This is a genomic window from Streptomyces sp. NPDC005866 (assembly GCF_040629895.1).
Taxonomy (GTDB): Bacteria; Actinomycetota; Actinomycetes; order Streptomycetales; family Streptomycetaceae; genus Streptomyces.
The window spans coordinates 25,715-52,200 of record NZ_JBEXWP010000028.1; the positions used below are offsets into that span (position 1 = coordinate 25,715).

The window sequence follows — 26,486 nt, forward strand, 5'->3', positions numbered from 1 at the left end:
CCCCCCGCCCGTTCACCGTCCGCCGACGAGTGGGCGTCTCCCCCGGGGGGCTTCGCGCCGTAGGGGCCGTTCGCCGTTGGCGGCTGCGGGGGGTCTCTGGTTGCTCGCGCCCACGCGGCGGAGCCGCATATCAGACACGGCCCCGCGCCCCTATGGGGCGCGCTGAAGCCTACGGAGTAGTGAAGTGGCCCACCAGCAGCGCCAGCCTCGTCTGGTGTGCGTGCTCCGGCAGGCGGCCGCTGCGCATCAGTGTCACCAGGCCGTGCAGGGCCGCCCAGAACGTCTCCGTCAGGAGGCCGGGGTCGTCGTCGCCCACGGCGATCGGCTCGACCGCGTGTAGCAGTTCGCCGAACGCGGCCTGCAGGGCCGCCGGGGCCTCCGGGGTCGCGAACGGGAGGTTCACCGTGTGCGTGAACATCACGTCGTACAGCGCGGGGCGCCGGCGGGCGAACGATGTGTACGTCTCCGCGACCGCCGCCAGTGACTCCCTCGTACCCCGCGCCGCCGTGCGCGCCGCGCGTAGCTCCGTCGCCATTTCCGCGCAGCCCTGGACGGCCACCGCCGTCATGATCGCGTCCTTGCCCTTGAAGTGGCTGTAGAGGACCGGCTGGCTGTACTCGATCTCGGCGGCCAGACGCCGGGTCGTCACCGCGTCCCAGCCCTCCGCCTCCGCGAGTTCCCGCGCGGCCGTGACGATCAGCTGCTCCCGCTCTGCCCGCTCGCGCTCCCGGCGCGTCTGAATCGACATGCCAGGGATTCTAGCGGCGCTAGCCAATCTGTCGACGCTCTGCTAGCTTCGCTCTCAGTCCTAGCGTTGCTAGAAAATCGCCCAGGGGGGCCGTCATGACCGTCACCGCCTACACGCTCGCCGTCGTACTCGACCTGTTCATCCTCTTCATCGGCGCCCGGTTCCTGCTCCAGCCCGAGCCCTCCGCCGCCGGCTACGGCGTCCCCGCCGACCCGAAGGGCGATGCCTCCGCCTACCTCGCGGTCAAGGGCCTCAGGGACGGCACGTTCGGCGTCGTCGGCCTCGCCCTGCTCGCCTTCGCCGGGGCCCGTGCGGAGGCCTGGTTCATGCTCTGTGTGGCACTCGTGCCGTTGTTCGACACGCTGATAGTGCTGCGCCACGGCGGGACGAAGGCCGTCGCGTACGGGATTCACTTCGCCACCGCGATCGTTGTACTGATCAGCGCGGCGCTGCTGTTCCTCGTGTGAACGACACGTCTATCAAAAGGGGGTCTGAAAATGTCGTTGTTCGTACCGAAGTTCGACGAGTCCGTGATCGTGCGGGAGACCGACGCCGAGGTGGTCGGCGGTGACCCGACACGGGTCCAGCTGCTCGCCGACAGCAGCGCGACCGGCGGCGCACTGTCCACCGTGCGGGTCATCCTTGGCGAGGGCGGCGACGGCGCCCGGCCGCATCTGCACCACAAGTCCGCCGAGATGTTCTATCTGCTCGACGGCGCCGCCGAGCTGCTCTCCGGCGACGACGTCGTCACCGCCGAGCGCGGCGACCTGGTCGTCGTCCCGGCCGGCCGGCCGCACGCCTTCGCCGCCGTCCCCGGCAGCACCGCGGACATCCTGATCGTCATCACACCGGGCGTGGAGCGCTTCGAGTACTTCCGCCATCTCCAGCGCATCCGCGTCGGCCAGATCAGCCCGGAGACCATCCTCGAGGTGCAGGAGCGGTACGACAACCACTTCCTGCGCAGCGCGGCGTGGGAGAAGCGCCGCTGAGGAGTGGAGACGCCGAGGATTCGGGCCCGGGGGAAACCGTTTAACGGTCACCCGGCCCGGCCCCATAGGATTGGCTCCAAACCACACACACTCACCCCAGAGGATCGCTGCATGCCTGGCATCACGCGCGAGGAGGTCGCCCACCTCGCCCGGCTGGCGCGTCTGGAGCTGAAGCCCGAAGAACTCGACCACTTCGCGGAACAGCTGGACGACATCATCGGCGCGGTCGCCCGCGTCAGTGAGGTCGCCGACCAAGACGTACCGCCGACCTCGCACCCGCTGCCGCTGACGAACGTCATGCGCGCGGACGAGGTCCGTCCCTCGCTCACCCCCGCCCAGGCGCTCTCCTGCGCCCCGGCCCAGGAGCAGCAGCGTTTCAAGGTGCCGCAGATCCTGGGGGAGGACTGACATGACGGACAGCACCATCATCAGGCTCACGGCCGCCGAGACCGCAGCGAAGATCGCCTCCGGCGAGTTCACGGCCGTCGAGGTCACCGAGGCCCACCTCGCCCGGATCGAGGCCGTCGACGAGAAGGTGCACGCCTTCCTGCACGTCGACCGCGAGGGGGCCCTCGCCCAGGCGCGTGCCGTCGACGAGAAGAAGGCCAGGGGCGAGAAGCTCGGGCCGCTCGCCGGCGTTCCGCTCGCGCTCAAGGACATCTTCACCACCGAGGGCGTTCCGACCACCGTCGGTTCGAAGATCCTGGAAGGGTGGATCCCGCCGTACGACGCCACCCTCACCAAGCGGCTGAAGGCCGCTGACGTGGTCATTCTCGGCAAGACCAACATGGACGAGTTCGCCATGGGGTCGAGCACGGAGAACAGCGCCTACGGGCCCACCGGCAACCCCTGGGACCTCACCAAGATCCCCGGCGGCTCCGGCGGTGGCTCCTCGGCCGCCCTCGCCTCCTTCCAGGCACCCCTCGCCATCGGCACCGACACCGGCGGCTCCATCCGCCAGCCGGCCGCCGTCACCGGCACGGTCGGTGTGAAGCCGACGTACGGCGCGGTCTCGCGGTACGGCATGGTCGCGTTCTCGTCCTCCCTCGACCAGGGTGGGCCCTGCGCCCGTACGGTCCTGGACGCGGCCCTCCTCCACGAGGTCATCGCCGGTCACGACCCGATGGACTCCACCTCCATCGACGCCCCGGTCCCGCCGGTCGTCGAGGCCGCCCGCAACGGCAGCGTCGAGGGCATGCGGGTCGGCGTGGTCAAGCAGTTCCGCGGCGAGGGCTACCAGGCCGGGGTCATCCAGCGCTTCGACGAGTCCGTCGCCCTCCTCAAGGAGCTGGGCGCCGAGATCGTCGAGCTGGACTGCCCGTCCTTCGACCTGGCGCTCTCCGCGTACTACCTGATCGCCCCCTCCGAGTGCTCCTCCAACCTCGCCCGCTTCGACGGCCTGCGCTACGGCCTGCGGACCGGCGACGACGGTACGCACTCCGCCGAGGAGGTCACCTCCCTCACCCGTGAGGCGGGCTTCGGCCCCGAGGTGAAGCGCCGCATCATGCTCGGTACCTACGCCCTGTCGAGCGGTTACTACGACGCCTACTACGGTTCCGCCCAGAAGGTCCGCACGCTCATCACGCGCGACTTCGAGAAGGCCTTCGAGCAGGTCGACGTCATCGTCTCGCCGACCACGCCCACCACCGCCTTCGCGATCGGCGAGCGCGCCGACGACCCGATGGCGATGTACCTGGCCGACCTGTGCACCATCCCGACCAACCTCGCGGGCAACGCGGCCATGTCGCTGCCCTGCGGTCTCGCCCCGGAGGACAACCTCCCGGTGGGCCTGCAGATCATCGCGCCGGCGCTCAAGGACGACCGTCTTTACAAGGTCGGAGCCGCTGTCGAGGCCGCCTTCGTGGAAAGGTGGGGGCACCCGCTGCTTGAGGAGGCACCGTCGCTGTGAGCAACGCACTGTCGAAGGCCAAGGGCTTCAAGAAGTCGAAGTCCGGTACGTACCTGTCCATGGCCACCACCGTGTTCGGCGCGGTCGGTGTCGCCAAGCAGATCAAGAGGGCCCGCGCCGAGCAGGACACGCTCCGGCTGATCGACGCCACCGTGTCCGCCGTCGCGATCGTCACCGGCCTTGCCCTCCTCTACCGCGAGCTGAAGCGGCTGGGCGACGACGACGTCCTGCTGGGCTGAGAGGGAAGTTTCACCGTGACCACCACGACCGACCTGGTGTCGTACGAGGACGCGCTGGCGTCGTACGACCCCGTCATGGGCCTTGAGGTCCATGTCGAACTCGGCACCAGGACCAAGATGTTCTGCGGCTGTTCGACCGAGCTGGGCGCCGAGCCCAACTCGCAGACCTGCCCGACCTGCCTCGGCATGCCCGGCTCGCTCCCGGTCGTCAACGCGACCGGCGTCGAGTCCGCGATCAAGATCGGTCTCGCGCTGAACTGCGAGATCGCCGAGTGGTGCCGATTCGCCCGGAAGAACTACTTCTATCCGGACATGCCGAAGAACTTCCAGACCTCCCAGTACGACGAGCCGATCGCTTTCAACGGCTACCTCGACGTACAGCTGGAGGACGGCGAGTCCTTCCGCGTGGAGATCGAACGCGCCCACATGGAGGAGGACACCGGCAAGTCCACCCACGTGGGTGGGGCGACCGGCCGTATCCACGGCGCCTCGCACTCGCTGCTGGACTACAACCGGGCCGGCATCCCCCTCATCGAGATCGTCACCAAGCCGATCGAGGGTGCCGGCGAGCGTGCTCCCGAGGTCGCGCGGGCGTACGTCCGTGAGCTGCGCGAGGTCATCCGGGCGCTCGGCGTCTCTGAAGCCCGCATGGAGATGGGGCAGATGCGCTGTGACGTGAACCTGTCGCTGCGCCCGCACGGCCGCGACAAGTTCGGCACCCGCTCCGAGACGAAGAACGTCAACTCGCTGCGGTCCGTGGAGCGTGCGGCCCGCTTCGAGATCATGCGGCACGCGGCTGTGCTGAGCGGTGGCGGCACGATCATCCAGGAGACCCGGCACTTCCACGAGGACACGGGGTCCACGACCTCCGGCCGGGTGAAGGAGGAGGCCGAGGACTACCGGTACTTCCCGGAGCCGGACCTGGTGCCGGTCGCCCCGTCCCGTGAGTGGGTCGAGGAGATCCGCGCCGCGCTGCCGGAGATGCCGCTGGCCCGCCGCAACCGGCTGCTCGCCGAGTGGGGCATCTCGGCGGTGGAGATGCAGGCGATCATCAACGCCGCCGCGCTGGACCCGATCGTCGCCACCATCGACGCCGGTGCCGACGCGGCCTCCGCCCGCAAGTGGTGGATGGGCGAGCTGGCCCGCAGCGCCAACGAGTCGGGCAAGGCGCTGGACGAGCTCGCGATCACCCCGGCGCAGGTCGCCCGGGTCACCGAGCTGGTCAACTCCGGTGACCTCAACGACAAGCTGGCCCGCCAGGTCATCGAGGGCGTCCTCGCGGGCGAGGGCACCCCGGACGAGGTCGTCGAAAAGCGCGGTCTGAAGGTCGTGTCGGACGACTCGGCGCTCGGTACGGCGGTCGACGAGGCCATCGCCGGCAACCCGGGCATCGCCGACAAGATCCGTGGCGGCAAGGTGGCCGCGGCCGGCGCCCTGGTCGGCGCGGTGATGAAGGCGACCCGCGGCCAGGCCGACGCGGCCCGCGTCAAGGAGCTGATCCTGGAGAAGCTGGGCGTCAGCGAGGGCTGAGCAGCAGTACGCGGTGACGGCCCCGGAGGCAGCGCCTCCGGGGCCGTACGCCTATCTGCGGCGGCCGGTCACCCGGACGAATCCCAGGGCGCGGCCCTCGTCGGCGCGCAGCATCTCGGCGACCTGGCGGGCCATGGTGCGATGGAACTCCTCCGGGCTCTCCTCGGCGACCACCTCGCACCACAGCAGCCAGTCCCGCCAGCCGTCCGGCTGCCAGTCGGCGGCCTCGACCTCGACCGACCCGCCGCGCGTCCAGTGCCGGCGCCACCAGCCGGCCGAGTGGAAGCACCAGTAGTCGGGCTCCCACCACGGCTTGAGGTGCTCCGGCGGCTCAACCCCCTCGGGCTCCTCCCGCAGCGCCGGTACGACCACGCCGTTCCGGCCGCCGGGCCGCAGCAGGCGGGTGAGCGTGGGGAGACAGAGGTCGTCGGTGCCGAAGTACTGGTACGCGTCGACGCTCACGATCGCGTCGAAGCCGCCCTCGGCGAAGGGCAGGTCGTGTGCCTCGACGTGCACGGGCTGCACCCGGTCGGCGAACCCGGCGTCGGCGATGCGCCGGGCGTTGTCGTCGGCCTTGATCCAGAGGTCGGCGGCGGTGACCTGGGCGTCGAACTCGCGGGCCAGGAAGACCGACGTCATCGCCCGGCCGCAGCCGAGGTCGAGCACGCGCGCGCAGGGGCGCAGGGCGTCCAGACCGAGGGCGGGGGCCAGCCATTCCAGCAGCCACAGGGCGTGCGGGCCCATCTGGTTCTCGACCACCCAGCGGGGGTCGTAGGCGTTGCTGAGCGGGTAACGGGGGTGGGTCAGGCGGTCAGTGAGGCGGTCGCCCCCGGTCCTGGTGTCGGACATGGGTGAACGGGCTCCCTGTGGTCTTCGTAGTGGAAGGCGATGCGTAGGAGCTCATTCGGACCGTCAAACAACGCACCCGCTTCGGTCGTCGGCGAGGGGCCGGTCAAGTCTGACCAGCGGAAGCCAGCAGTTGTGGACGTCGTTCGCAGCCGATTTCCGCAGGCGCGGGTACTACGCTCGCCCGCCATGACCGGACACGTGGAATCCGACACCGAACCCGAGATGACCGAGGTGGAGGCCGCCGACGACGGCGAGGATCCCTACGAGGGCGCCCGTCGGGCCCGCTGGACCGCCACCGTGACCGGGGCCCTGCTGAGCCTGATGGGGCTGACCGCCGCACTGATGAGACTGGGCGGCGGCGTGCCCGCGCCGGTGCCGGCCGCCTATGCCGTCGGCTCCGCCGTGTGTGTGGCCGCGGGGGCGCTCGGCGCCCGGGGCCGTACCCGCAGAGCCCTTGGACTGATGATCCTGGGGGTCATGGTCATGGCTCTCGGAGACCAGTTCGACTGATCGGCATCGACTCGCCCGAGCGCCGTGCCGTCCATGAGAGGCTCGACGCGCCGGCCGAGGACGTGGTGGAACTGGAGAAGCACGATGTACGCGATAACCCTGGGTGACGACGGCGCCGAACTGCGTCCGCTGGAACCTTGGCATGCCGAGGAGTTCCTGGCCCACCTGGAGCGTGGTCGGGACTTCATCGGACGGTTCATCTCCTTCGGCTCCAAGGAGACGGACGTGCCCTCCGCGCGGGCGCTGCTCCAGCGGTACGCCGACCTGCGCGCCGTCGGCACCGGCTCCCTGCACGGCCTGTGGCTGAAGGGCACGCTCGTCGGCGGTGTGCTCTTCCTGAACTTCGACGCCGAGCACGGCAACTGCGAGGTCGGCTGCTGGCTGGAGCCGGCCGGCACCGGGCGCGGACTCGTCACGCGCGCGATGCGGGTACTGATCGACTTCGCGGTCGAGCAGCGCGGCATCCACCGGGTCGAGTGGGTCGCCGCCTCGGGCAACGAGCCCAGCCTGAACGTGGCCCGGCGCCTGGGGATGACCCGCGATGGCGTACGCCGTGAGGCGCACCCCTATGGTGGCCTAAGGCACGACCTGGAGGTGTGGTCGATCCTCGCCCCGGATTGGCGTGAAGCACGCGCGCGTGCCGTACAGAACGATCATTAAGAGACCTCTCAGACAGGATCCGTACGGTGCCGGACATGGGAACCAAGACAGCTGACGAGACCGGTGCCGAGACGGGCACCGAGGCCACGACCGACGAGGAGAAGGTGAGCGTCAACAAGAGCGCCGACGACGCGGCGGAGCCCAAGCCCGAGCCGGAGGCCTCGGCCACCGGGGCCGAGGCCGCCGACGAGACGGACACCGACCTTGACGCGGAGGACGCGGAGGGCGACGCCGACCTTCCCGGAGACTCGGCCGAGGACGAGGCCGAGGGCCCGTCCGGGATCGGCCAGGGCGCTGCCGCCGTCGTCTCCGTCGCGCTCGGCCTGGTCTCCCTCACGGGTGGCTGGATCGGTACGGTGGCCGCCGCCCGCCAGACCCTCATCGGGCAGCTCCAGACCTCGTCGACCGCGAGCGTCGCCAAGCAGGTCAAGGCGGTGTACGGCGACGCATGGCAGACCACGGCGCTGTGGGCCGGCCTGTTCGCGCTGGCCGCGCTGATCACCGGCGTCGTGGTGCTCGTCCGCCCCGCCTTCGGCGCCCCCGGCAAGCCGCAGGCGCCGTGGATCAAGTCGGTGGCCTGGGCGGGGGTCTCGCTCGGTGTCATCGGCCTGCTGCTTGCCATCCTCAAGTACTCCAACGCGCTCCTCGGACTGCCGTCGACCGGCTGAGACAGCCCGGGCCGGAAGGGGCCTTAGGCCGTCCGTAAGCACCTTATGGACGACCTGAGGCCCCTTACGCGTATCCCAGTCCGGCGGCCGTCCGAAGATGCGGAACCCTCCCGATGTGGCGCACCCCCCTGGGAGACGAAGGTGGAGGCATCGCGAGAAGCGAAGCCCAACCACCGTCTCTCACAGAGGAACCGCCATGTTCGCGTTCGAACTCCACGAGATCCGTGCCGCCGAACTACGCCGTCGGGCCGAGGACGCCCGTCTCGCCCGCGAGGCCGTCCGCGCCCGCCGCGTCGCCCGCCGCGAGGAGGCGGCCCGCCATGCCGCCGTGCCGGAGGAGGTCCATACCGGCCGCCGCAGCCGGCGCCGGCTCCCGGGCACCGCGTGAACGGGGGGCCGGGCGGCGCTGACCGCCCGGCGGCCGGGGACACGGAGGCCGGTGGCCGTACGGGGGTCGGCCACCGGCCCGCACGGCCGCCGTCAGGTCACACACCGTCAGGTCACACACCGTCAGGTCGTCCACAGCCCAGTGGTACACCATCAGGTCGTACGACGAACGTACCGGTGCTGTGGAAAACCGCTGCCGTCCGCTCTGAGCCGCATGCGATGCTCTGGCCTGTGGAAACCAGGTCCGTGAGTCCCGTGTTCGTAGGCCGCAGCGATGAGCTGCGGACCCTGAACGAGGCGCTGGCCCGCGCCGAGGCCACCGAGCCGCAGGCGCTGCTGCTCGGCGGTGAGGCCGGCGTCGGCAAGACCCGGCTGGTCGAGGAGTTCGCCACGGCCGCCTGCCTCCGGGGCGCGGTCGTCGCGCTCGGCGGCTGTGTGGAGATCGGCGCCGACGGACTGCCGTTCGCCCCTTTCTCCACGGCGCTGCGCGCGCTGCGGGCCGCGCTGCCCGACGAGCTGGCCGCGGCCGCCGCCGGGCAGGAGGGGGAGCTGGCCCGGCTGCTGCCGGAGCTGGGCGAGGCCTCCTCCAGCCGCCATGACGAACAGGGCATGGCCCGCCTCTTCGAACTCACCGCGCGGCTGCTGGAACGGGTCGCCGCCGAGCGTACGGTGGTCGTCGCCCTGGAGGACCTGCACTGGGCCGACGCCTCCACCCGCCACCTCCTCGCCTACCTGCTGCGCACCCTGCGCACCGGCCGGCTCGTCGTCCTCGCCACCTACCGATCCGACGACATCCACCGCCGCCACCCGCTGCGCCCGCTGCTCGCCGAACTCGACCGGCTGCGCACCGTCCGCCGTATCGAACTCGCCCGCTTCAACCGGGAGGAGGTCGGCCGCCAGATCGCCGGCATCCTCGCCGCCGAACCCGACCCCGCCCAGGTCGACGAGATCTTCGCCCGCTCCGACGGCAACGCCTTCTTCGTCGAGGAACTCGCGGTCGCCAGCACTGAAGGCTGCCGCACCGGGCTGACCGACTCGCTGCGCGATCTGCTCCTCGTGCGGGTCGAGGCGCTGCCCGAGAGCGCCCAGCGGGTCGCCCGGATCGTCGCCGAGGGCGGCTCCACCGTCGAGTACCGGCTCCTCGCCGCCGTCGCCCAGCTCGCCGAGGACGACCTCATCGAGGCGCTGCGGGCCGCCGTCGGCGCCAACATCCTCGCCGCGACGCCCAGCGGCGACGGCTACCGTTTCCGGCACTCCCTGGTCCGCGAGGCCGTCGCCGACGACCTGCTCCCCGGCGAACGCTCCCGGCTCAACCGGCGCTACGCCGAGGCCCTGGAGTCCGACCCCGGGCTGGTGCCGGCCGACGCACGCGTGACCCGCCTGGCCAGCTACTGGTACCAGGCGCACGACCCGGCCAAGGCCCTGCCCGCCGTCCTCGACGCCTCCGTCGTGGCCCGCCGCCGGCACGCCTACAGCGAGCAACTGCGGCTCTTGGAGCGGGCGATGGAACTGTGGGACCCGGCCCCCGAGGAGATCCGCGCGGCCCTGCGCCCCGTCGACTACACCGACGTCTATCCTCCCTGCGGCTGCGATCCGGCGACCACGCCGCTGCGCTATCTCGACCTGATGGCGGAGGCGGCGGTCGCGGGCCGCTTCTGCGGGGAGCGCGAACGCGCCCTGAAGATCACCAGAAGGGCGCTGCGGATCGTCGAGGACGAAGGGGATCCACTGCGCGCGGCCTGGTTCTGGGTGCAGCGCTCCCGGCTGGTCCAGGACCTGGCCCGGGGCGACGGCTGGCAGGAGCTCGGCACCGCACAGGACCTGGTGCGCGGCCTGCCGCCCTCGGAGGTGCACGCCGACGTGCTGGCCAACGTCGCCAACTGGTGCATGCTCCACGAACCCGGCCCGGCGGCCTTCGCCGCCGCCGAACGGGCCGTGGAGTACGCGCGGATGGTGGGCGCCCGGGAGATCGAACTCAACGCGCGCATCACCCTGGGCTGTCTGATGGTCGACGCGGGCGATGTCGAGAACGGGATGGAGGAGCTGCACCGGGTCAAGGAGACCGCCCTCCAGGAGGGCGTGGCACATGTCGCGGGCCGCGCCTATGTGAACCTGCCCTCCGAGCTGGACTCGGTCGGCCGTTCCCGCGAGGCGGTGCCGCTCCTGCGGGAGGGCCTCACCTTCGCCCGCCGGCACGGCCTGCTGGACTCCGAGGTGTGGGTCTGGGGCAACCTCTCCGACTCGCTGTACGCGCTCGGCCAGTGGGACGAGGCCTCCGAAGCCGCGGCGGGCGGCCTCGGCTCCGCGGCCAGCGCCAAGCCCCGGGGCACCGGCGCCCTGCGCCTCGCCCATATCGCCCTCGGCCGGGGGGACGCCGCCGAGGCCGCCCGCCAACTGGCCATCGCCCGCGAGCACTACGGCACCCACGACCCGATGCCCCAGGCGCTGCTGCCCATCGCCCGCATCACCATCGGCGTCGCCGCCGCGGAGGGCCGGCTCCTCGACGCACGTGCCGAGCTGGAGCGCGCCCTGGAACGCGGCTTCCCGCCCGGCACTCAGCGTTACGGCTGGCCCCTGCTGCTGGCCGCCGCCGCTGCCGAGGCCGACGCCCGCGCCCTGCCCGCGGCGGCCGACGGCCGCGCCCAGGTTCTCGACCTGCTCGCCGAGGCCGTCCGCAAGCTCACCACCGGTGCGCCCCTCTGGCATGCGTACGAACGCTGGACCCGCGCCGAACTGCACCGCGCCCAGGGCACCGACACCGCCGCGATCTGGTCGGACGTGGTCACCGACTTCGAGCGCCTGGACCGCCCCTACGACCTCGCCCGGGTCCGCCGCCGCCTCGCCCAGGCCCTGCTCGAAGAGGCGTCCGGCGACGACGAACGCGACCGTGCGACCGAACTGCTCCGGCTGGCCGGGGCGGTCGCCGGCCACCTGGGCGCCCGCCCGCTCGCCGAGGCCGTCGCCCAGCTCGCCCAGCGGGCCCGGCTCCCCCTCACCAACGGCACCCCCCGCCAGGCCCTGGATCCCGTAGAGAGCCTCGGCCTCACCAGCCGCGAGCGGGACGTCCTGCGTCTGGTCTCGGCGGGCCGCACCAACCGCCAGATAGCCGAGGAGCTCTTCATCTCCCCAAAGACCGCGAGCGTCCACGTGTCCAACATCCTGGGCAAGCTCGGCGTCTCGGGGAGGGGAGAGGCGGCGGCTGTGGCCCACCGCCTGGAGATGTTTCCGCCCGACCGCACCGACCGCACCGACCGCAGCGCCACGGCCGGTCAGCGCACCTGAAGCTCCAGGATCCGGTCGTCGCCCGACTTCGGCTTGCCACGCCTGTCCGTGTTGCTGGTCACCAGCCACATCTTGTCGCCGCCCGCCGCCACGACCGTGCGCAGCCGGCCGTACTCACCCTTGAGGAAGGCCTGGGGCGCGGCGGCCGCGGTGGTGCCCTTCAACGGGATACGCCACAGGCGCTGGCCCTTGAGGCCGGCCATCCAGATCACCCCGTCGACATAGGCGATGCCGCTGGGGGAGGCTTCGTCGGTGTGCCACTGGGCGATCGGATTCACGTACTTGGGGTCGGAGGACCTGCCCTCCGCGTTCGGCCAGCCGTAGTCGCCGCCGGGCTTGATGGCGTTCAGCTCGTCCCAGGTGTTCTGGCCGAACTCCGAGGCGAACAGCCGCTGTTCGTCGTCCCAGGCCAGGCCCTGCACATTGCGGTGGCCGTAGGTGTAGACCGGGGAGCCGGGGAATGGGTTGCCGGGGGCCGGTTCGCCCTCCGGGGTGAGCCGCAGGATCTTGCCGCCGAGTGAGTCCTTGTCCTGGGCGAGGCCCCGCTGCCCGCTCTCGCCGGTGCCGGCGTAGAGCATGCCGTCCGGACCGAAGGCGATCCGGCCGCCGTTGTGGATGAACCCCTTGGGAATGCCCTTGAAGATCGTGTCGGGGGCGCCCAGTTGCTCCCCGGCCGGCTTCCTCTCGTCCCAGAGCATGCGCACGATGCGGTTGTCGGAGGCCGATGTGAAGTACGCGTAGATCATGTGGTCCGAGGCGAAATCGGGGGAGAGGGCTATGCCCAGCAGACCGCCCTCCCCGGCCGCGGACACCCCGGAGACGGCGCCCAGCTCGGTCTTCTTGCCGGTCTTCTCGTCGACCCTGCTGATCGTCCCGTCGTCACGGTCGGAGACGAGCAGCCCGGACCCGTCCGGCAGCGGCCCGAGCCCCCACGGCGACTTCAGGCCCTCGGCGACCGTGCGCAGCACCTTCACCGAGCCCTTCGCGGGCGCGGCCGACCCGGTCGCCCCGGCGGACGCGGAGGAACCGGCCGACGAGGAGGAACCGGCCGACGCCCCCCCGGCCCAGGACGGCGCGGGCAGATCCCCACCACCGCCGCCACCGGAGGAACACCCCGCCGCCAGCAGGAGTCCGGCCGCGGCCAACACGGCCGGAACAGCTCGACGTTGCACGATCATGGTCCCTTCGACAGGGTCAAGCGGCTCCCCCGACCGTAGCCCGGCGATCAGGTGCCTGTCTGGCGATCATGGTGCGGGACCTGTCCAAAGATACGTCCCGTGCGGCGCCCCTTCAGGGGCGCGGGGAACCGCGCGCCCAGCCACAGCGGCGCCGCACCGAACCGACGACCGATCGTCAGGGCCCTAGTCCCACGACCCCTGCGCAGCAGGCAGCCGGCCCAGCTCCGCCAGATCCTCCGCAGTCAGCCGTACGTCCACCGCGCCCGCGTTCTCCGCAGCCCACCGGCACCGCTTCGTCCCGGGCACCGGAATCACATGCCGCCCCTGCGCCAGCACCCACGCCAGCGTCACCTGAGCGGCGGTGACCTCCTCCCCGTGGCGCCGGGCAATACGCCGAAGCCCCGCCACGATCGGCTGGTTGGCCGCCATCATCTCCGCCGTGAAACGAGGGTGCCGCGCCCGCACATCGTCCGGTTCGAAGCCCTCGCCCGGTGTGAGCGTGCCGGTGAGGAAGCCGTTGCCCAGCGGCATCGCCGCCAGGAGACCCACCCCGCGCGCCTCGCACCACGGCAGCAGCGCCTCCAGCGCCTCCGGCGACCACAACGACAGCTCCGCCTGTACCGCGCTCACCGGGAACACCTGCTGAACCCGCCGGAGCTGGCGCAGGGTCGCGTCATGCAGTCGGGCGCCGGACCTGCGCCCCCCACGCGCCCCCACGGCGCACAGCCCCAGCGCGCGCACCTTCCCCGCCCGCACCAGCTCGGCCATCGCGCCCCAGGTCTCCTCGACCGGGACCTCGGGATCGGCGCGGTGCAGCTGGTAGAGGTCGATGACGTCGGTCTGGAGCCGTCGCAGGGACGCGTCGCAGGCACGCCTCACATAGCCGGGCCGGCCGTTAGCCACGATGTGCTGGTCGCCCACCAGCAGGCCCACCTTGGTCGACACGAACGCCTCGGGGCGCCGCTCCTTGAGCACTCGGCCCAGCAGCAGCTCATTGGTGAACGGGCCGTACATGTCCGCCGTGTCCAGCAGCGTCACGCCCAGGTCCAGCGCCCGGTGCACCGCCCTGACCGATTCGTCACCGCGCTGCCGCGACCCGCTGTAGGCCCAGCTCATCGGCATGCACCCGAGTCCGACGGCCCCCACCGCGAGCGCCCCCGCGCCGATCGTCCTGCGCTCCACCAGCCCGTGAACCTCCTTCTTGAGCCCCCAACCTAACCCGCTCGCCGACACACGTCTGACATAGCCTCCTGACCATGACCTCCGACGTGTGGCTCCCCATCCCGCCGACCGAGTTCACCGGGCTTCCCGACGGGCTCCATTACCTCTTCTGGGACGGCGACCAGGAGTTTCCGGGTGACCCCGCCGACTGTGCCGTGTATGTCGTCCCCTACATGAAGCGGCAGAACGTGAAGGTGCGGCCGCTGCAGCGGATGCGGAACGTCCGGCTCATCCAGACCCTCACCGCAGGTGTCGACGACATGATCGAGGCCCTCGACCTCATCGTCCCCGGCGTGCCGCTCTGCAACGCGCGGGGGGTGCACGACGCGAGCACCGCCGAACTCGCGCTCGCCCTGACCCTGGCGTCCCTGCGCGGTATCCCGGGGTTCGTGCGCGCCCAGCAGCGGGAGCACTGGGAGGGCGGCTTCCACCCCGCCCTCGCCGACAAGACCGTCCTCATCGTCGGCTACGGCGCCATCGGCTCGGCCATCGAGGACCGGCTCGCGCCGTTCGAGGTTGCGCGGGTGGCGCGCGTCGCGCGCTCCGGGCGCGCCTCGGCGCGCGGTCCCGTGCATCCGCTCACCGAACTGCCGCAGCTGCTTCCGGAAGCCGATGTCGTCATCCTTTCCACGCCCCTCACGGACACCACGCGTGGCCTGGTCAACGCGGAGTTCCTCGCGCGGATGAAGGACGGCGCACTGCTTGTGAACGTCGCGCGCGGGCCCGTCGTGGACACCAAGGCGCTCCTCGCAGCGCTGGAGAGCGGCCGCCTCACCGCCGCCCTGGACGTCACCGATCCCGAGCCGCTGCCGGCCGGACATCCCCTGTGGCAGGCGCCGGGAGTACTCATCAGCCCCCACGTCGGCGGCCCGACCTCGGCCTTCCTGCCGCGCGCCAAGCGCGTCGTCACCGAGCAGTTGAACCGCTTCGTGAACCGGGAACCGCTGCGGAACGTGATCCTTACGACGGGATCCACCGACAACTGACCATCTCAGCAACACTCGTGTAATCCGCTTCCGGTACGGTCCGCGACCTTCCGGGCGCGGTGCGTACGCGCATAGCCGCTGGTCGTCACGGAGCGTAGAGAAGCTATGTCCCTGAGTGACGATACTGGTGTATCGTCCCGACAGGGGCTGCGCCGTGCATCGTTCGGCGCCGGGGATGGAGATCTCAGATTTGTGAGGGGGGCGACGGGCGATGCACGGCCTATGGACGAACGATCCGACGCGGCGGAGCCGCCGGCGGCGACCCTGGCGCACAGCTGCGCGCAGACGCGACCACCACTCCAGCCATCACCACCACCGCAGGCACAGCGCACGCAGAAGGCACGCTCACCCAGCGCACCGGGACCCGAGGGACCCGGGAGCGGCGCGGACCGGGAGGGCCCGGTGACAGCGCCGACGCCTGTGACGACCGCCCTTCCCGGAGCGCTGCGGGCACAGCCTCCGGCGGGGATGCCGCACTCCGGGCCGCCGGCCACCGGCGGCGGGACCGGCGTGGTCCGCCAACTCGTCCTGGCCCTGATCTGCGCGGGATACGCCGTCGGTTCCGCGTTCGACTGGGGCTCGAACCAAGTCGCCCTGTTCATGGGTGACTTCGGCCTGACCGCGGCCGCCGGCACCGCCGCCGTCTCGTGCTTCTGCTACGCCCGCTCCCCACGGGTCCGCTTTCGCCCCGCTTGGCTGCTGTTCGCCCTCTCCTCGGCGATGGCGGCCCTGGGCAACGCGGTCTGGGGGTGGTACGAGGTCGTGCTCCAGCAGCCCGTGCCCAGCCCCAGTTACGCCGACCTGTTCTTCCTGTGCTTCGCGCCGCCCGCCATCGTCGGCCTGCTGGTGCTGGCCAAGCGGCCGATGACCAAGGCCGGCTGGATCTGTCTGGCGCTGGACGCCTGGCTGATCGGCGGCTCCCTGCTCACCCTGTCGTGGAGCCTCGCGCTCGCCCAGGCCGCCCGGCTCGACGGGCCCAGCGTCGCGCACACCGCGCTCTCGCTGGCGTACCCGCTGCTGGACATCGCCCTGGTCAGCATGGTGCTCGCACTGCACTTCCGGCGTTCGCCGGGCAACCGCACCGCGGTGAACACCGCGATCGGCGCGCTGGCCCTGACCGTGATGTGCGACGCCCTGTTCACCTCGCCGCTGCTGCACAGCAGCTACCGCTCCGGCCAACTGCTGGACGCGGGCTGGTTCGCCGGCTCGCTGCTGCTGGCGTACGCCCCCTGGGCCGCGCCCCGGCAGCCGGGCGCCCAGGAGCCCGAGGGGCACACGCGCGTGGTCCACGAGCACCTGCCCGGACAGCGGGCCATGGCGCCCAGGCAGACGCCCGCGCCCGTCCCGGGGGGTGATCACAGCCGGTATTCGGCCGGCCGCCCCCTGTCCGGCTCGCTGGCCGCGCTCACCCCGTACCTGGCCGCCGCCGTCTGCACGCTGGGCATCCTGTACAACATGCTCAACGGCCGCAACCCGGACCACGTGGTCCTGATCACCGCCGGCTGTGTGGTCCTCGCGCTCGTCGTGCGCCAGGGCATCATGCTGCTCGACAACATCACCCTCACCCAGGAACTGGCGCAGAAGGAGAACCACTTCCGCTCCCTGGTGCAGGGCTCCAGCGACGTCATCATGATCGCCGCGCCCAACGGCATCCTCCGGTACGTCTCCCCGGCCGCCGCCGGGGTCTACGGACGGCCCGCCGAGGACCTGGTGGGCTCGGAACTGGCCGCCCTCATCCACCCGGAGGACCTGGGCTGCGTGGTGCACGAGGTGCGCCGCTTCCTCGCCGCCAGCCCCCTGGAGGAACCCACCACCCGTATCGAGTGCCGTTTCCGGTCCGGTGAGGGCGGCTGGCTCAATGTCGAGTCCACCGTCAACCGGCACCACGGCGGCCTCATCTTCAACAGCCGGGACGTGACCGAAAGGGTGCGCCTCCAGGCGCAGCTCCAGCACAACGCCGAGCACGACCCGCTCACCGACCTGCCCAACCGCGCCCTGTTCACCCGGCGGGTGCAGCAGGCCCTGTCCGGCCGCCGCTCCTCCGACCGGGGCCCCGCCCTTCGGAACACGGCCGTGCTCTTCATCGACCTGGACGGGTTCAAGGCCGTCAACGACACGATCGGGCACCAGGCCGGCGACGAACTGCTCGTCCAGGCCGCGCGCAGACTGCAGGACGCGGTCCGCAAGGGCGACACCGCGTCCCGGCTGGGCGGTGACGAGTTCGCGGCGCTGATCGTCGGTGACGGCACCCATGACCGCTGTGCCAGAGAGCGGCACATCCTGGAGCTCGCCGACCGCCTCAGGGTGACCCTCTCGCAGCCGTACGCCATTGACGGCAACGATGTCCGTGTCAACGCGTCCATCGGTGTCGCCTTCGCCGAACCGGGCCTCGGCGCCGGTGAGTTGCTGCGCAACGCCGACCTGGCGATGTACCGCGCCAAGTCGGCCGGAAAGGGTCGCGTCGAGCTGTACAAGCCACAGATGCAGCAGGACGTCGTACGCAAGGCGGAACTGGCCACCCGGCTGCGGGCCGCCCTGCACGACGGCGAGTTCGCGCTGCTGCACCAGCCCGTGGTGTGCCTGCAGAGCGGCCGGATCGAATCGGTCTCCGCACAGGCGCGCTGGCGCTCCTCGCAGGGGGTGCTGTTCACGCCGGCCGAGTTCCTGCGGGTGGCCGAGGACAGCGACAAGACCTCCGAGCTGGACCGCTGGATCCTTCAGGAAGCGGTCGAACAGGCCGCCGAGCGGGCCGCCAACGGGCTCCTGGTGCCGGTCGCCGTCCGGACGTGTGCCCGGCGGCTGCTCGATCGGTCCTCGCCGCTCGGCTCCGTGGAGGCCCTGCTCACCCGGCACGGGCTGCCGTCGGGGGCGCTGGTCCTGGAGCTGTCCGACACCGACCCCAGGGTCCCGCTGGACGAGCTGGAGCGGCGCCTGACCGTGCTCAGCCGGCACGGTGTCCGGATCGCGCTGGACGGCTTCGGCAGCGGCTACGCGGCGATCACCGCCCTCAGGAAGCTCCCCGTCGACATGCTCAAGCTCGACCGCAGTCTGGTCGAGGGGGTGGTCGAGTCGGCCCGGCTGCACAAGATCACCAGCGGGCTGCTGCGGATCGCCGGCGATCTCGGGCTCCAGTCGGTGGCCGAGGGCGTGGATCTGCCCGAACAGGTCACGGCGCTGCGCGCGATGGGGTGCACGCACGGAATGGGCATGGCGTTCTCCGGCCCGGTGGACGAGTACCGGCTGCGCCGGGCCCTCGGTTCCGGCCACTATCCGGTTCCGCACGCACCGGCCGAGCCGGCGTTCGCGGGCGCCGCCGGCGGTGAACGAGCCATGGAAAGAGGCGCGGGGGTGTACACCGGTGGTGTGCCCGCGGTCGCCGGCGGGGTGGCCGCCGTGTTCGGCGGCGGCAGTGCCCTCCGCTCACATAATGAGACTCCCGTCCCACCCACTTGACACGTGGTGCGCGTCGGAGGGAGGGTCAGTTCCATGCGCACCCGAATTCTCGTACTTGGACAGCGCGTCGGCTGAGTTGGGACCCACCGGAGCAGGATCCGGAACCCCAGCGACCACACCGGCGCGCTCCCCTCGCTTGCCTTTTGGCACGAGGGGTTTTTTGTTGCACCAGCACCAGACGTACGGCAGCAGAAATCCGTACGAACCTCGCAAAAACCCTCAGCATCGAGAAGAGAATGCCGATGACCGAGCAGGCCACCGGGGCCCACCATCCGCAGCCGCGGCCCCGTTCCGGAGGACAGCAGTCCGCGCCCGTCGAGCACGTCACGGGTGCGAAGTCCCTCATCCGCTCCCTCGAGGAGGTCGGCGCTGACACGGTATTCGGCATTCCCGGCGGCGCGATCCTGCCGGCCTACGACCCGCTGATGGACTCCACCCGGGTGCGCCACGTCCTGTGCCGGCACGAGCAGGGCGCCGGTCACGCGGCCACCGGCTACGCGCAGGCCACCGGCAAGGTCGGAGTCTGCATGGCCACCTCCGGCCCGGGCGCCACCAACCTGGTGACGCCGATCGCGGACGCGCACATGGACTCGGTGCCGCTCGTGGCGATCACCGGACAGGTCGCCTCCTCCTCGATCGGCACGGACGCCTTCCAGGAGGCGGACATCGTCGGCATCACGATGCCGATCACCAAGCACAACTTCCTGGTCACCCAGGCCGAGGACATCCCGCGGACCATCGCCCAGGCGTTCCACATCGCCTCCACCGGCCGTCCCGGCCCGGTCCTGGTCGACATCGCCAAGGACGCCCTCCAGGCGCAGACCACCTTCTCCTGGCCGCCGGTCATGGACCTGCCCGGCTACCGCCCGGTGACCAAGCCGCACGCCAAGCAGATCCGCGAGGGTGCCAAGCTGATCACCCAGGCGAAGCGGCCCGTCCTCTACGTCGGCGGCGGTGTCATCAAGTCCGGTGCCACCGCCGAGCTGAAGGTCCTCGCCGAACTCACCGGAGCGCCCGTCACCACCACCCTGATGGCGCTCGGCGCATTCCCCGACAGCCACCCGCTGCACGTGGGAATGCCGGGCATGCACGGTGCGGTCACCGCCGTCACCGCGCTGCAGAAGGCCGACCTGATCGTCGCCCTCGGCACCCGCTTCGACGACCGCGTCACCGGCAAGCTGGACAGCTTCGCCCCGCACGCCAAGATCGTCCACGCCGACATCGACCCCGCGGAGATCGGCAAGAACCGTGCCGCCGACGTGCCGATCGTCGGTGACGCCCGCGAGGTCATCGCCGACCTGATCCAGGCGGTGCAGAAGGAGCACAGCGAGGGCCACCAGGGCGAGGCCGCCAGGTCCAGGTATGCAGCCTGGTGGAAGGACCTCAACCGCTGGCGCGAGACCTATCCGCTGGGCTACGACCAGCCGGAGAACGGTTCGCTCTCCCCGCAGCAGGTCATCGAGCGCATCGGGCAGCTCGCCCCGGAGGGCACCATCTTCGCGGCGGGCGTCGGCCAGCACCAGATGTGGGCCGCGCACTACGTGCAGTACGAGAAGCCCGCCACCTGGCTGAACTCCGGCGGCGCCGGAACCATGGGCTACGCGGTCCCGGCCGCCATGGGCGCCAAGGCCGGCGCGCCCGGCAGCACCGTCTGGGCGATCGACGGCGACGGCTGTTTCCAGATGACCAATCAGGAACTGACCACCTGCGCCCTGAACAACATCCCGATCAAGGTCGGCATCATCAACAACGGCGCCCTCGGGATGGTCCGCCAGTGGCAGACCCTCTTCTACAACCAGCGGTACTCCAACACCGTGCTGCACTCCGGGCCCGACGATGTCAACCCGGACGCCCGCGGTACCCGCGTCCCCGACTTCGTGAAGCTGTCGGAGGCCATGGGCTGCTACGCGATCCGCTGCGAGTCCCCGGACGACCTCGACAAGGTCATCGAAGAGGCGAACTCCGTCAACGACCGTCCGGTGGTCGTGGACTTCATCGTCCACGAGGACGCGATGGTGTGGCCGATGGTCGCCGCCGGCACCTCCAACGACGAGATCATGGCCGCCCGGGACGTCCGCCCCGACTTCGGCGACAACGAAGACGACTGAACGAGAGAGACGTAAAAGACCATGTCCAAGCACACGCTCTCCGTTCTGGTGGAGAACAAGCCGGGCATCCTGGCCCGGATCGCCGCGCTGTTCTCCCGCCGGGGCTTCAACATCGACTCGCTCGCCGTCGGTGTCACCGAGCACCCCGACATCTCCCGCATCACGATCGTGGTGAGCGTCGAAGCCCTGCCGCTGGAGCAGGTCACCAAGCAGCTCAACAAGCTCGTCGAGGTGCTGAAGATCGTCGAACTGGAGCCGGGTTCGGCCGTTCAGCGGGAACTCGTTCTGGTGAAGGTGCGCGCCGACAACGAGACGCGCTCCCAGATCGTCGAGATCGTCCAGCTGTTCCGCGCCAAGACCGTCGACGTCTCCCCGGAGGCCGTCACGATCGAGGCCACCGGCAGCAGCGAGAAGCTCACCGCCATGCTCAAGATGCTGGAGCCGTTCGGCGTCAAGGAGCTGGTCCAGTCCGGCACGATCGCGATCGGCCGTGGCGCCCGCTCCATCACCGACCGCTCACTGCGCGCACTCGACCGTTCTGCGTAAGGCTGGAAACGGGCGGCCGACGGCCGTCGGCCGCCCGGATACCGAGACCCCGAAACTTCCCTTCCGCCCGCCGTCATACGGTGGGACGCACCAACTGCACACAAGGAGAGAACCCAAAGTGGCCGAGCTGTTCTACGACGCTGATGCCGACCTGTCCATCATCCAGGGCCGCAAGGTCGCGGTCATCGGCTACGGCAGCCAGGGCCACGCCCACGCCCTGTCGCTGCGCGACTCCGGTGTCGACGTGCGTGTCGGTCTGCACGAGGGCTCCAAGTCCAAGGCGAAGGCCGAGGAGCAGGGCCTGCGCGTGGTGACCCCGGCCGAGGCCGCCGCCGAGGCCGACGTCATCATGATCCTCGTCCCGGACCCGATCCAGGCCCAGGTCTACGAGGAGTCCATCGCCCCGAACCTGAAGGACGGCGACGCGCTGTTCTTCGGTCACGGCCTGAACATCCGCTACGGCTTCATCAAGCCCCCGGCGGGCGTCGACGTCTGCATGGTCGCCCCGAAGGGCCCGGGCCACCTGGTGCGCCGCCAGTACGAGGAGGGCCGCGGCGTTCCCTGCATCGTCGCCGTCGAGCAGGACGCCACCGGAGGCGGCTTCGCACTGGCGCTGTCGTACGCGAAGGGCATCGGCGGCACCCGCGCCGGCGTCATCAAGACGACCTTCACCGAGGAGACCGAGACCGACCTGTTCGGTGAGCAGGCCGTTCTCTGCGGTGGTACCACGGCGCTGGTCAAGGCGGGCTTCGAGACCCTGACCGAGGCGGGCTACCAGCCCGAGATCGCCTACTTCGAGTGCCTCCACGAGCTGAAGCTGATCGTGGACCTCATGTACGAGGGCGGCCTGGAGAAGATGCGCTGGTCGATCTCCGAGACCGCCGAGTGGGGCGACTACGTCACCGGCCCGCGGATCATCACCGACGCCACCAAGGCCGAGATGAAGAAGATCCTCGCCGAGATCCAGGACGGCAGCTTCGCCAAGAACTGGATGGACGAGTACCACGGCGGCCTGAAGAAGTACAACGAGTACAAGAAGCAGGACTCCGAGCACCTGCTGGAGACCACCGGCAAGCAGCTGCGCAAGCTGATGTCCTGGGTGAACGAAGAGGCGTGAGCCCCAGGTGACGGGGCCGGAGCGGCACGCTCCGGCCCCGTTGTCCACGCCGTCGAATCACGGACGGGTGATCCTTCCGCGGAGGCGCAGGACGACCTTCACCACGCCACTAGACTGCCGTACTACATACGCGTCAGGCCCACAGCGTCGTGCGTCTCCACGCGACCAAGCGACACCGAGAAGATCCGGCGCCGCTCCCCCTCCACCGCCAGCGGCCGTCGGGACGGCCGTCCGCAATGGACATGTGAGGACTCACGTGAGCTCGAAACCTGTCGTACTCATCGCTGAAGAGCTGTCGCCCGCCACCGTCGACGCGCTGGGCCCGGACTTCGAGATCCGGCACGCCAACGGAGCAGACCGAGCCGAGCTGCTGCCGGCCATCGCCGACGTGGACGCGATCCTGATCCGCTCCGCCACCAAGGTCGACGCCGAGGCGATCACCGCCGCGAAGAAGCTGAAGGTCGTCGCACGAGCCGGCGTCGGCCTGGACAACGTCGACGTCTCCGCCGCCACCAAGGCCGGCGTGATGGTCGTCAACGCCCCGACCTCCAACATCGTGACCGCCGCCGAACTCGCCTGCGGCCTGCTGATCTCCACCGCCCGCAACATCCCGCAGGCCAACTCGGCGCTGAAGAACGCCGAGTGGAAGCGGAGCAAGTACACGGGTGTCGAACTCGCCGAGAAGACCCTCGGTGTCGTCGGCCTCGGCCGCATCGGTGCACTGGTCGCCCAGCGCATGTCCGCCTTCGGCATGAAGGTCGTGGCGTACGACCCCTACGTCCAGCCTGCCCGGGCCGCGCAGATGGGCGTCAAGGTGCTGTCGCTGGACGAGCTCCTCGAGGTCTCCGACTTCATCACCGTGCACCTCCCGAAGACCCCCGAGACGGTCGGTCTGATCGGCGAGGAGGCGCTGCGCAAGGTCAAGCCGTCGGTGCGGATCGTCAACGCCGCGCGCGGTGGCATCGTCGACGAGGAGGCGCTGTACGCGGCGCTCAAGGAGGGCCGGGTCGCCGGCGCCGGCCTCGACGTGTACACGAAGGAGCCGTGCACCGACTCCCCGCTCTTCGAGCTCGACCAGGTCGTCTGCACCCCGCACCTCGGCGCCTCCACCGACGAGGCCCAGGAGAAGGCGGGCATCGCGGTCGCCAGGTCCGTCCGTCTGGCCCTCGCCGGTGAGCTGGTCCCGGACGCGGTGAACGTCCAGGGCGGTGTCATCGCCGAGGACGTCAAGCCGGGCCTGCCCCTCGCCGAGCGTCTCGGCCGTATCTTCACCGCGCTCGCCGGCGAGGTCGCGGTCCGCCTGGACGTGGAGGTCTACGGCGAGATCACCCAGCACGATGTGAAGGTGCTGGAGCTGTCCGCGCTCAAGGGTGTCTTCGAGGACGTCGTCGCCGAGACCGTCTCCTACGTCAACGCCCCGCTGTTCGCGCAGGAGCGTGGCGTCGAGGTCCGTCTCACCACCAGCTCGGAGTCGGCCGACCACCGCAACGTCGTCACCGTGCGCGGCACCCTCGGCAGCGGTGAGGAGGTCTCGGTCTCCGGCACGCTGGCCGGCCCGAAGAACCTTCAGAAGATCGTCGCGGTCGGCGACTACGACGTCGACCTCGCGATCGCCGACCACCTGCTGGTGCTGCGCTACGAGGACCGGCCGGGCGTCGTCGGCACCGTCGGCCGCATCCTCGGCGAGGCTGGCATCAACATCGCCGGTATGCAGGTCTCCCGGTCGATCGCGGGCGGCGAGGCGCTGGCCGTCCTGACCGTCGACGACACGGTGGCCTCCGGTGTGCTGGCCGAAGTCGAGGCGGAGATCGGGGCGACGTCGGCCCGGTCGGTGAACCTGGTCTGACGACAACTGCCGCAAACGCCGGGTGGGCTGACGAAGGTCAGCCCACCCGGCGTTCGTGTGTCCGGCTACCTGCCGATCCTCCGCAGCGTCACCCCAGCCGCGACCGCCGCCAGCAACAGCAGCACCGCCCCGGCGATCGCCGCGCCCTGCATCCCGCTGGTGAACGCCTCCCGTGCGGTCCGCAGCAGGGCCTCTCCCGTGGGCCCCGGCAGTCGGCTCGCCGTGGCCAGCGCGCCGCCCAGCGTCTCGCGGGCCTCCGACGGAGCCGTGGCCGGCATGTCGTGGCGGTAGACCGCCGTACCGATCGACCCCAGGACGGCCATACCGAGCGCCCCGCCGAACTCCGCGCCGGTCTCCAGCAGTGAGGATGCCGTGCCCGCCCGTTCCACCGGCGCACTGGTCATCGCGAGGTCGGTCAGCTGGGACATGATCGCGACCATTCCGCAGGCCAGCACACCGGCCCCAGCCAGCGCCAGCCACAGCGAGTCGGTGCCGACGAGGGCGAGCAGCGCGAAGCCGGCCGCCATGGCCGTGAAGCCGCCGGCGACGACAAGGCCCCGATCGACGCCCCGCTGGACCAGTTGCGCCGTGACCGGACCGGCGATCCCGATGAAGACCGAGGGCAGCAGACTCCACAGCGCCGCCTCGAACGGGCTCTTGCCGAGCACCGCCTGCAGATACTGCGTGGTGAAGATCGCCGAGCCCATCATGGCGAGCGAGGCGACGAGGTTCAGGACCAGCGCCGGGGTGAAGCCGTGGCCCGTCAGCAGGGCCGGCGGGATCAGCGGGGAAGCGCTGGTGCGCTGGCGGTGGACGAACAGCGCCGCGAAGACCAGGCCGACGGTGATCGAGACGACGTAGAGCGGGTGCCAGCCCTCGGAGGGGATCTCCTTCACGCCGTAGATCACGGGGAGCACGGCGGCCATCGAGAGCGGGACGCTCAGCCAGTCGAAGCGGCCGGGGGAGGGGTTCCTGGACTCCGGGAGCAGGAACGGGCCGAGCACCAGCAGCATCGCCATCGCGGGCAGGTTGACCAGGAAGACCGAGCCCCACCAGAAGTGCTCCAGCAGGATCCCGCTCATCACCGAGCCGAGCGCGATCCCGCCCGTCATCACGCCGGACCACAGGCCGATCGCCTTCGCGCGCTGGCCGGGGTCGGTGAACATAGTGCGCAGCAGGGCCATCGTCGACGGCATCAGGGTCGCGCCGCCGATGCCGAGGACCGCGCGGGCGGCGATCAGGGTCCCGGCGCTGTCCGCGTACGCGGCGAGCAGCGAGGCGCCGCCGAAGGCCGCGGCGCCGATCAGCAGCAGGCGCCGGCGGCCGATGCGGTCGCCCAGCGCACCCATCGTCATCAGCAGACCGGCGAGGACGAAGCCGTAGATGTCCAGGATCCACAGCTGCTGGGTGCCGCTCGGCCGGAGGTCGGCGCCGATCGCCGGGAGGGCGAAGTAAAGGACCGAGACGTCCATCGAGACAAGGAGCAGCGGAAGCATCAGCACGCAGAGTGCGGTCCATTCGCGGCGCCCTGCAAGGGAGTTGGTCTCACATGTGGTCGTGGTCGTGCTCGTCGGGTTCGTCATGCCAAGGAATGTACGGGCGTCTTACACGCTTGTCTAGAACGATCGTATAAATCATGCGTCTGGGACGGTTGTATGGATCCCGGGGTAGGGTGGTCCGCATGGGACACCGTGAGGATCTGCTGGACGGCGCCAAGCGCTGCCTGCTGGAGAAGGGGTTCGCGCGGACGACGGCGCGTGACATCGTCAAGGAGTCGGGGACCAACCTCGCCTCGATCGGCTACCACTACGGCTCCAAGGACGCGCTGCTCGCCCAGGCCTACATCGCACTGGTGGAGGAGATGTCCTTCGAGGGCGGCGACGGCGGGCTCAGCGGTGCGCCCGGCTCCCTTGAGCGGTTCCGTGAGGTGTGGTCGAACATCGTCGACAGCATGCGCGAGCCAGGTTCGATGTGGCGGCTCAGCGTGGAGATCATGGCGATGGGCGACCAACTGCCCGAAGTGCGCGACCAGTTGGCGCGCGCTCAGCGCGAGGGGGGCCGGGGCCTGACCTCCCTGTTGATGGGCGTCCCCGAGGAGGAGGTCTCCGACGAGACCGCCGACACCCTCGGCCGCTTCTACATGACGCTGATGTCGGGCCTCATCTCGCAGTGGACCTTCGACCCGAAGACCGCCCCTGACGGCGACGCGCTCACCGAGGGCCTGCGCCAGATCGTCGAGGCCGCCACCCGGACGTGACCC

At 70.7% G+C, this 26,486-nt stretch carries 23 protein-coding genes; 18 read left to right on the top strand and 5 right to left on the bottom strand.

Annotation, left to right across the window (positions count from 1 at the left end; all coding sequences use genetic code 11):
- Positions 1-169: 169 nt before the first annotated feature.
- Positions 170-748, bottom strand: a complete 579-nt coding sequence (locus ABZ396_RS32775; protein WP_358924640.1) for a TetR/AcrR family transcriptional regulator — start codon at positions 746-748, stop codon at positions 170-172.
- A gap of 95 nt (positions 749-843) precedes the next feature.
- On the opposite strand from ABZ396_RS32775, the gene ABZ396_RS32780 reads away from it, so the two are divergent.
- The 6 genes from ABZ396_RS32780 to gatB all read left to right on the top strand — a co-directional run bounded on the left by ABZ396_RS32780 (position 844) and on the right by gatB (position 5,415).
- Entirely contained in the window at positions 844-1,215 is a 372-nt protein-coding gene (locus ABZ396_RS32780; RefSeq protein ID WP_358924638.1) for a DUF4267 domain-containing protein, read from the top strand.
- A gap of 30 nt (positions 1,216-1,245) precedes the next feature.
- Positions 1,246-1,737: a cupin domain-containing protein gene (locus ABZ396_RS32785; RefSeq protein WP_358924636.1), complete on the top strand. Its 492-nt coding sequence runs from the start codon at positions 1,246-1,248 to the stop codon at positions 1,735-1,737.
- Positions 1,738-1,848: 111 nt separating this feature from the next.
- Positions 1,849-2,145 carry an Asp-tRNA(Asn)/Glu-tRNA(Gln) amidotransferase subunit GatC gene (gene gatC / locus ABZ396_RS32790; protein ID WP_358924634.1) on the top strand — a complete coding sequence of 99 codons (297 nt, stop codon included), beginning with the start codon at positions 1,849-1,851 and terminating at the stop codon, positions 2,143-2,145.
- A 1-nt stretch (position 2,146) separates the two neighbouring features.
- Positions 2,147-3,646 (top strand): Asp-tRNA(Asn)/Glu-tRNA(Gln) amidotransferase subunit GatA, encoded by a 1,500-nt coding sequence (gene gatA, locus ABZ396_RS32795; RefSeq protein ID WP_358924632.1) that lies wholly within the window; start codon positions 2,147-2,149, stop codon positions 3,644-3,646.
- The gene (locus ABZ396_RS32800; protein ID WP_358924630.1) at positions 3,643-3,885 is read left to right on the top strand and encodes a hypothetical protein; all 243 of its coding nucleotides are present in this window, start codon (positions 3,643-3,645) and stop codon (positions 3,883-3,885) included. Before gatA ends, ABZ396_RS32800 begins: the two co-directional genes overlap by 4 nt.
- 15 nt (positions 3,886-3,900) lie before the next feature.
- Positions 3,901-5,415 (top strand): Asp-tRNA(Asn)/Glu-tRNA(Gln) amidotransferase subunit GatB, encoded by a 1,515-nt coding sequence (gatB, locus tag ABZ396_RS32805; RefSeq protein ID WP_358924628.1) that lies wholly within the window; start codon positions 3,901-3,903, stop codon positions 5,413-5,415.
- Positions 5,416-5,466: 51 nt separating this feature from the next.
- On the opposite strand, the gene ABZ396_RS32810 is transcribed toward gatB, so the two are convergent.
- Entirely contained in the window at positions 5,467-6,264 is a 798-nt protein-coding gene (locus ABZ396_RS32810; protein ID WP_358924626.1) for a methyltransferase domain-containing protein, read from the bottom strand.
- 186 nt (positions 6,265-6,450) lie between these two features.
- On the opposite strand from ABZ396_RS32810, the gene ABZ396_RS32815 reads away from it, so the two are divergent.
- From ABZ396_RS32815 to ABZ396_RS32835, 5 genes are all read left to right on the top strand, one after another.
- Positions 6,451-6,774, top strand: a complete 324-nt coding sequence (locus tag ABZ396_RS32815) for a hypothetical protein (RefSeq protein ID WP_358924625.1) — start codon at positions 6,451-6,453, stop codon at positions 6,772-6,774.
- Between the two features lie 84 nt (positions 6,775-6,858).
- Positions 6,859-7,434, top strand: a complete 576-nt coding sequence (locus tag ABZ396_RS32820; protein WP_358924623.1) for a GNAT family protein — start codon at positions 6,859-6,861, stop codon at positions 7,432-7,434.
- A 35-nt stretch (positions 7,435-7,469) separates the two neighbouring features.
- Positions 7,470-8,102, top strand: a complete 633-nt coding sequence (locus ABZ396_RS32825; protein ID WP_358924621.1) for a hypothetical protein — start codon at positions 7,470-7,472, stop codon at positions 8,100-8,102.
- Between the two features lie 196 nt (positions 8,103-8,298).
- The gene (locus ABZ396_RS32830; protein ID WP_358924619.1) at positions 8,299-8,490 is read left to right on the top strand and encodes a hypothetical protein; all 192 of its coding nucleotides are present in this window, start codon (positions 8,299-8,301) and stop codon (positions 8,488-8,490) included.
- Between the two features lie 218 nt (positions 8,491-8,708).
- Positions 8,709-11,771: an AAA family ATPase gene (locus tag ABZ396_RS32835; protein WP_358924617.1), complete on the top strand. Its 3,063-nt coding sequence runs from the start codon at positions 8,709-8,711 to the stop codon at positions 11,769-11,771.
- Here ABZ396_RS32835 and ABZ396_RS32840 read toward each other — a convergent pair.
- Together ABZ396_RS32840 and ABZ396_RS32845 are read right to left on the bottom strand one after the other, a co-directional pair.
- On the bottom strand, positions 11,759-12,949 hold the full coding sequence (locus tag ABZ396_RS32840) for a PQQ-dependent sugar dehydrogenase (RefSeq protein WP_358924615.1): 1,191 nt from the start codon (positions 12,947-12,949) through the stop codon (positions 11,759-11,761). The two genes, ABZ396_RS32835 and ABZ396_RS32840, sit on opposite strands and share 13 nt — an antisense overlap.
- A gap of 183 nt (positions 12,950-13,132) precedes the next feature.
- Positions 13,133-14,131, bottom strand: a complete 999-nt coding sequence (locus ABZ396_RS32845; RefSeq protein WP_358924613.1) for an aldo/keto reductase — start codon at positions 14,129-14,131, stop codon at positions 13,133-13,135.
- Between the two features lie 74 nt (positions 14,132-14,205).
- Here ABZ396_RS32845 and ABZ396_RS32850 point away from each other — a divergent pair, with 74 nt between their 5' ends.
- The 6 genes from ABZ396_RS32850 (at position 14,206) to serA (ending at position 24,226) form a co-directional block, all read left to right on the top strand.
- On the top strand, positions 14,206-15,156 hold the full coding sequence (locus ABZ396_RS32850; protein WP_358924612.1) for a 2-hydroxyacid dehydrogenase: 951 nt from the start codon (positions 14,206-14,208) through the stop codon (positions 15,154-15,156).
- Positions 15,157-15,558: 402 nt separating this feature from the next.
- Positions 15,559-18,609, top strand: coding sequence for an EAL domain-containing protein (locus ABZ396_RS32855; protein WP_358924610.1), 3,051 nt, complete (start codon positions 15,559-15,561; stop codon positions 18,607-18,609).
- A 242-nt stretch (positions 18,610-18,851) separates the two neighbouring features.
- A complete protein-coding gene (locus tag ABZ396_RS32860) occupies positions 18,852-20,717 on the top strand; it encodes an acetolactate synthase large subunit (protein WP_358924609.1) in 1,866 nt (621 codons plus the stop codon).
- A gap of 21 nt (positions 20,718-20,738) precedes the next feature.
- On the top strand, positions 20,739-21,263 hold the full coding sequence (gene ilvN / locus ABZ396_RS32865) for an acetolactate synthase small subunit (RefSeq protein ID WP_358924607.1): 525 nt from the start codon (positions 20,739-20,741) through the stop codon (positions 21,261-21,263).
- Positions 21,264-21,381: 118 nt separating this feature from the next.
- Complete coding sequence (gene ilvC, locus ABZ396_RS32870) at positions 21,382-22,380, top strand: ketol-acid reductoisomerase (protein WP_358924605.1); 999 nt, start codon at positions 21,382-21,384, stop codon at positions 22,378-22,380.
- 256 nt (positions 22,381-22,636) lie between these two features.
- On the top strand, positions 22,637-24,226 hold the full coding sequence (gene serA / locus ABZ396_RS32875) for a phosphoglycerate dehydrogenase (RefSeq protein ID WP_358924604.1): 1,590 nt from the start codon (positions 22,637-22,639) through the stop codon (positions 24,224-24,226).
- A 65-nt stretch (positions 24,227-24,291) separates the two neighbouring features.
- Here the strand turns inward: serA and ABZ396_RS32880 are convergent, their stop codons facing one another.
- Positions 24,292-25,809 carry an MFS transporter gene (locus tag ABZ396_RS32880; RefSeq protein WP_358924602.1) on the bottom strand — a complete coding sequence of 506 codons (1,518 nt, stop codon included), beginning with the start codon at positions 25,807-25,809 and terminating at the stop codon, positions 24,292-24,294.
- 98 nt (positions 25,810-25,907) lie between these two features.
- On the opposite strand from ABZ396_RS32880, the gene ABZ396_RS32885 reads away from it, so the two are divergent.
- Positions 25,908-26,483: a TetR/AcrR family transcriptional regulator gene (locus ABZ396_RS32885; protein ID WP_358924601.1), complete on the top strand. Its 576-nt coding sequence runs from the start codon at positions 25,908-25,910 to the stop codon at positions 26,481-26,483.
- The last annotated feature ends 3 nt before the right edge of the window (positions 26,484-26,486 follow it).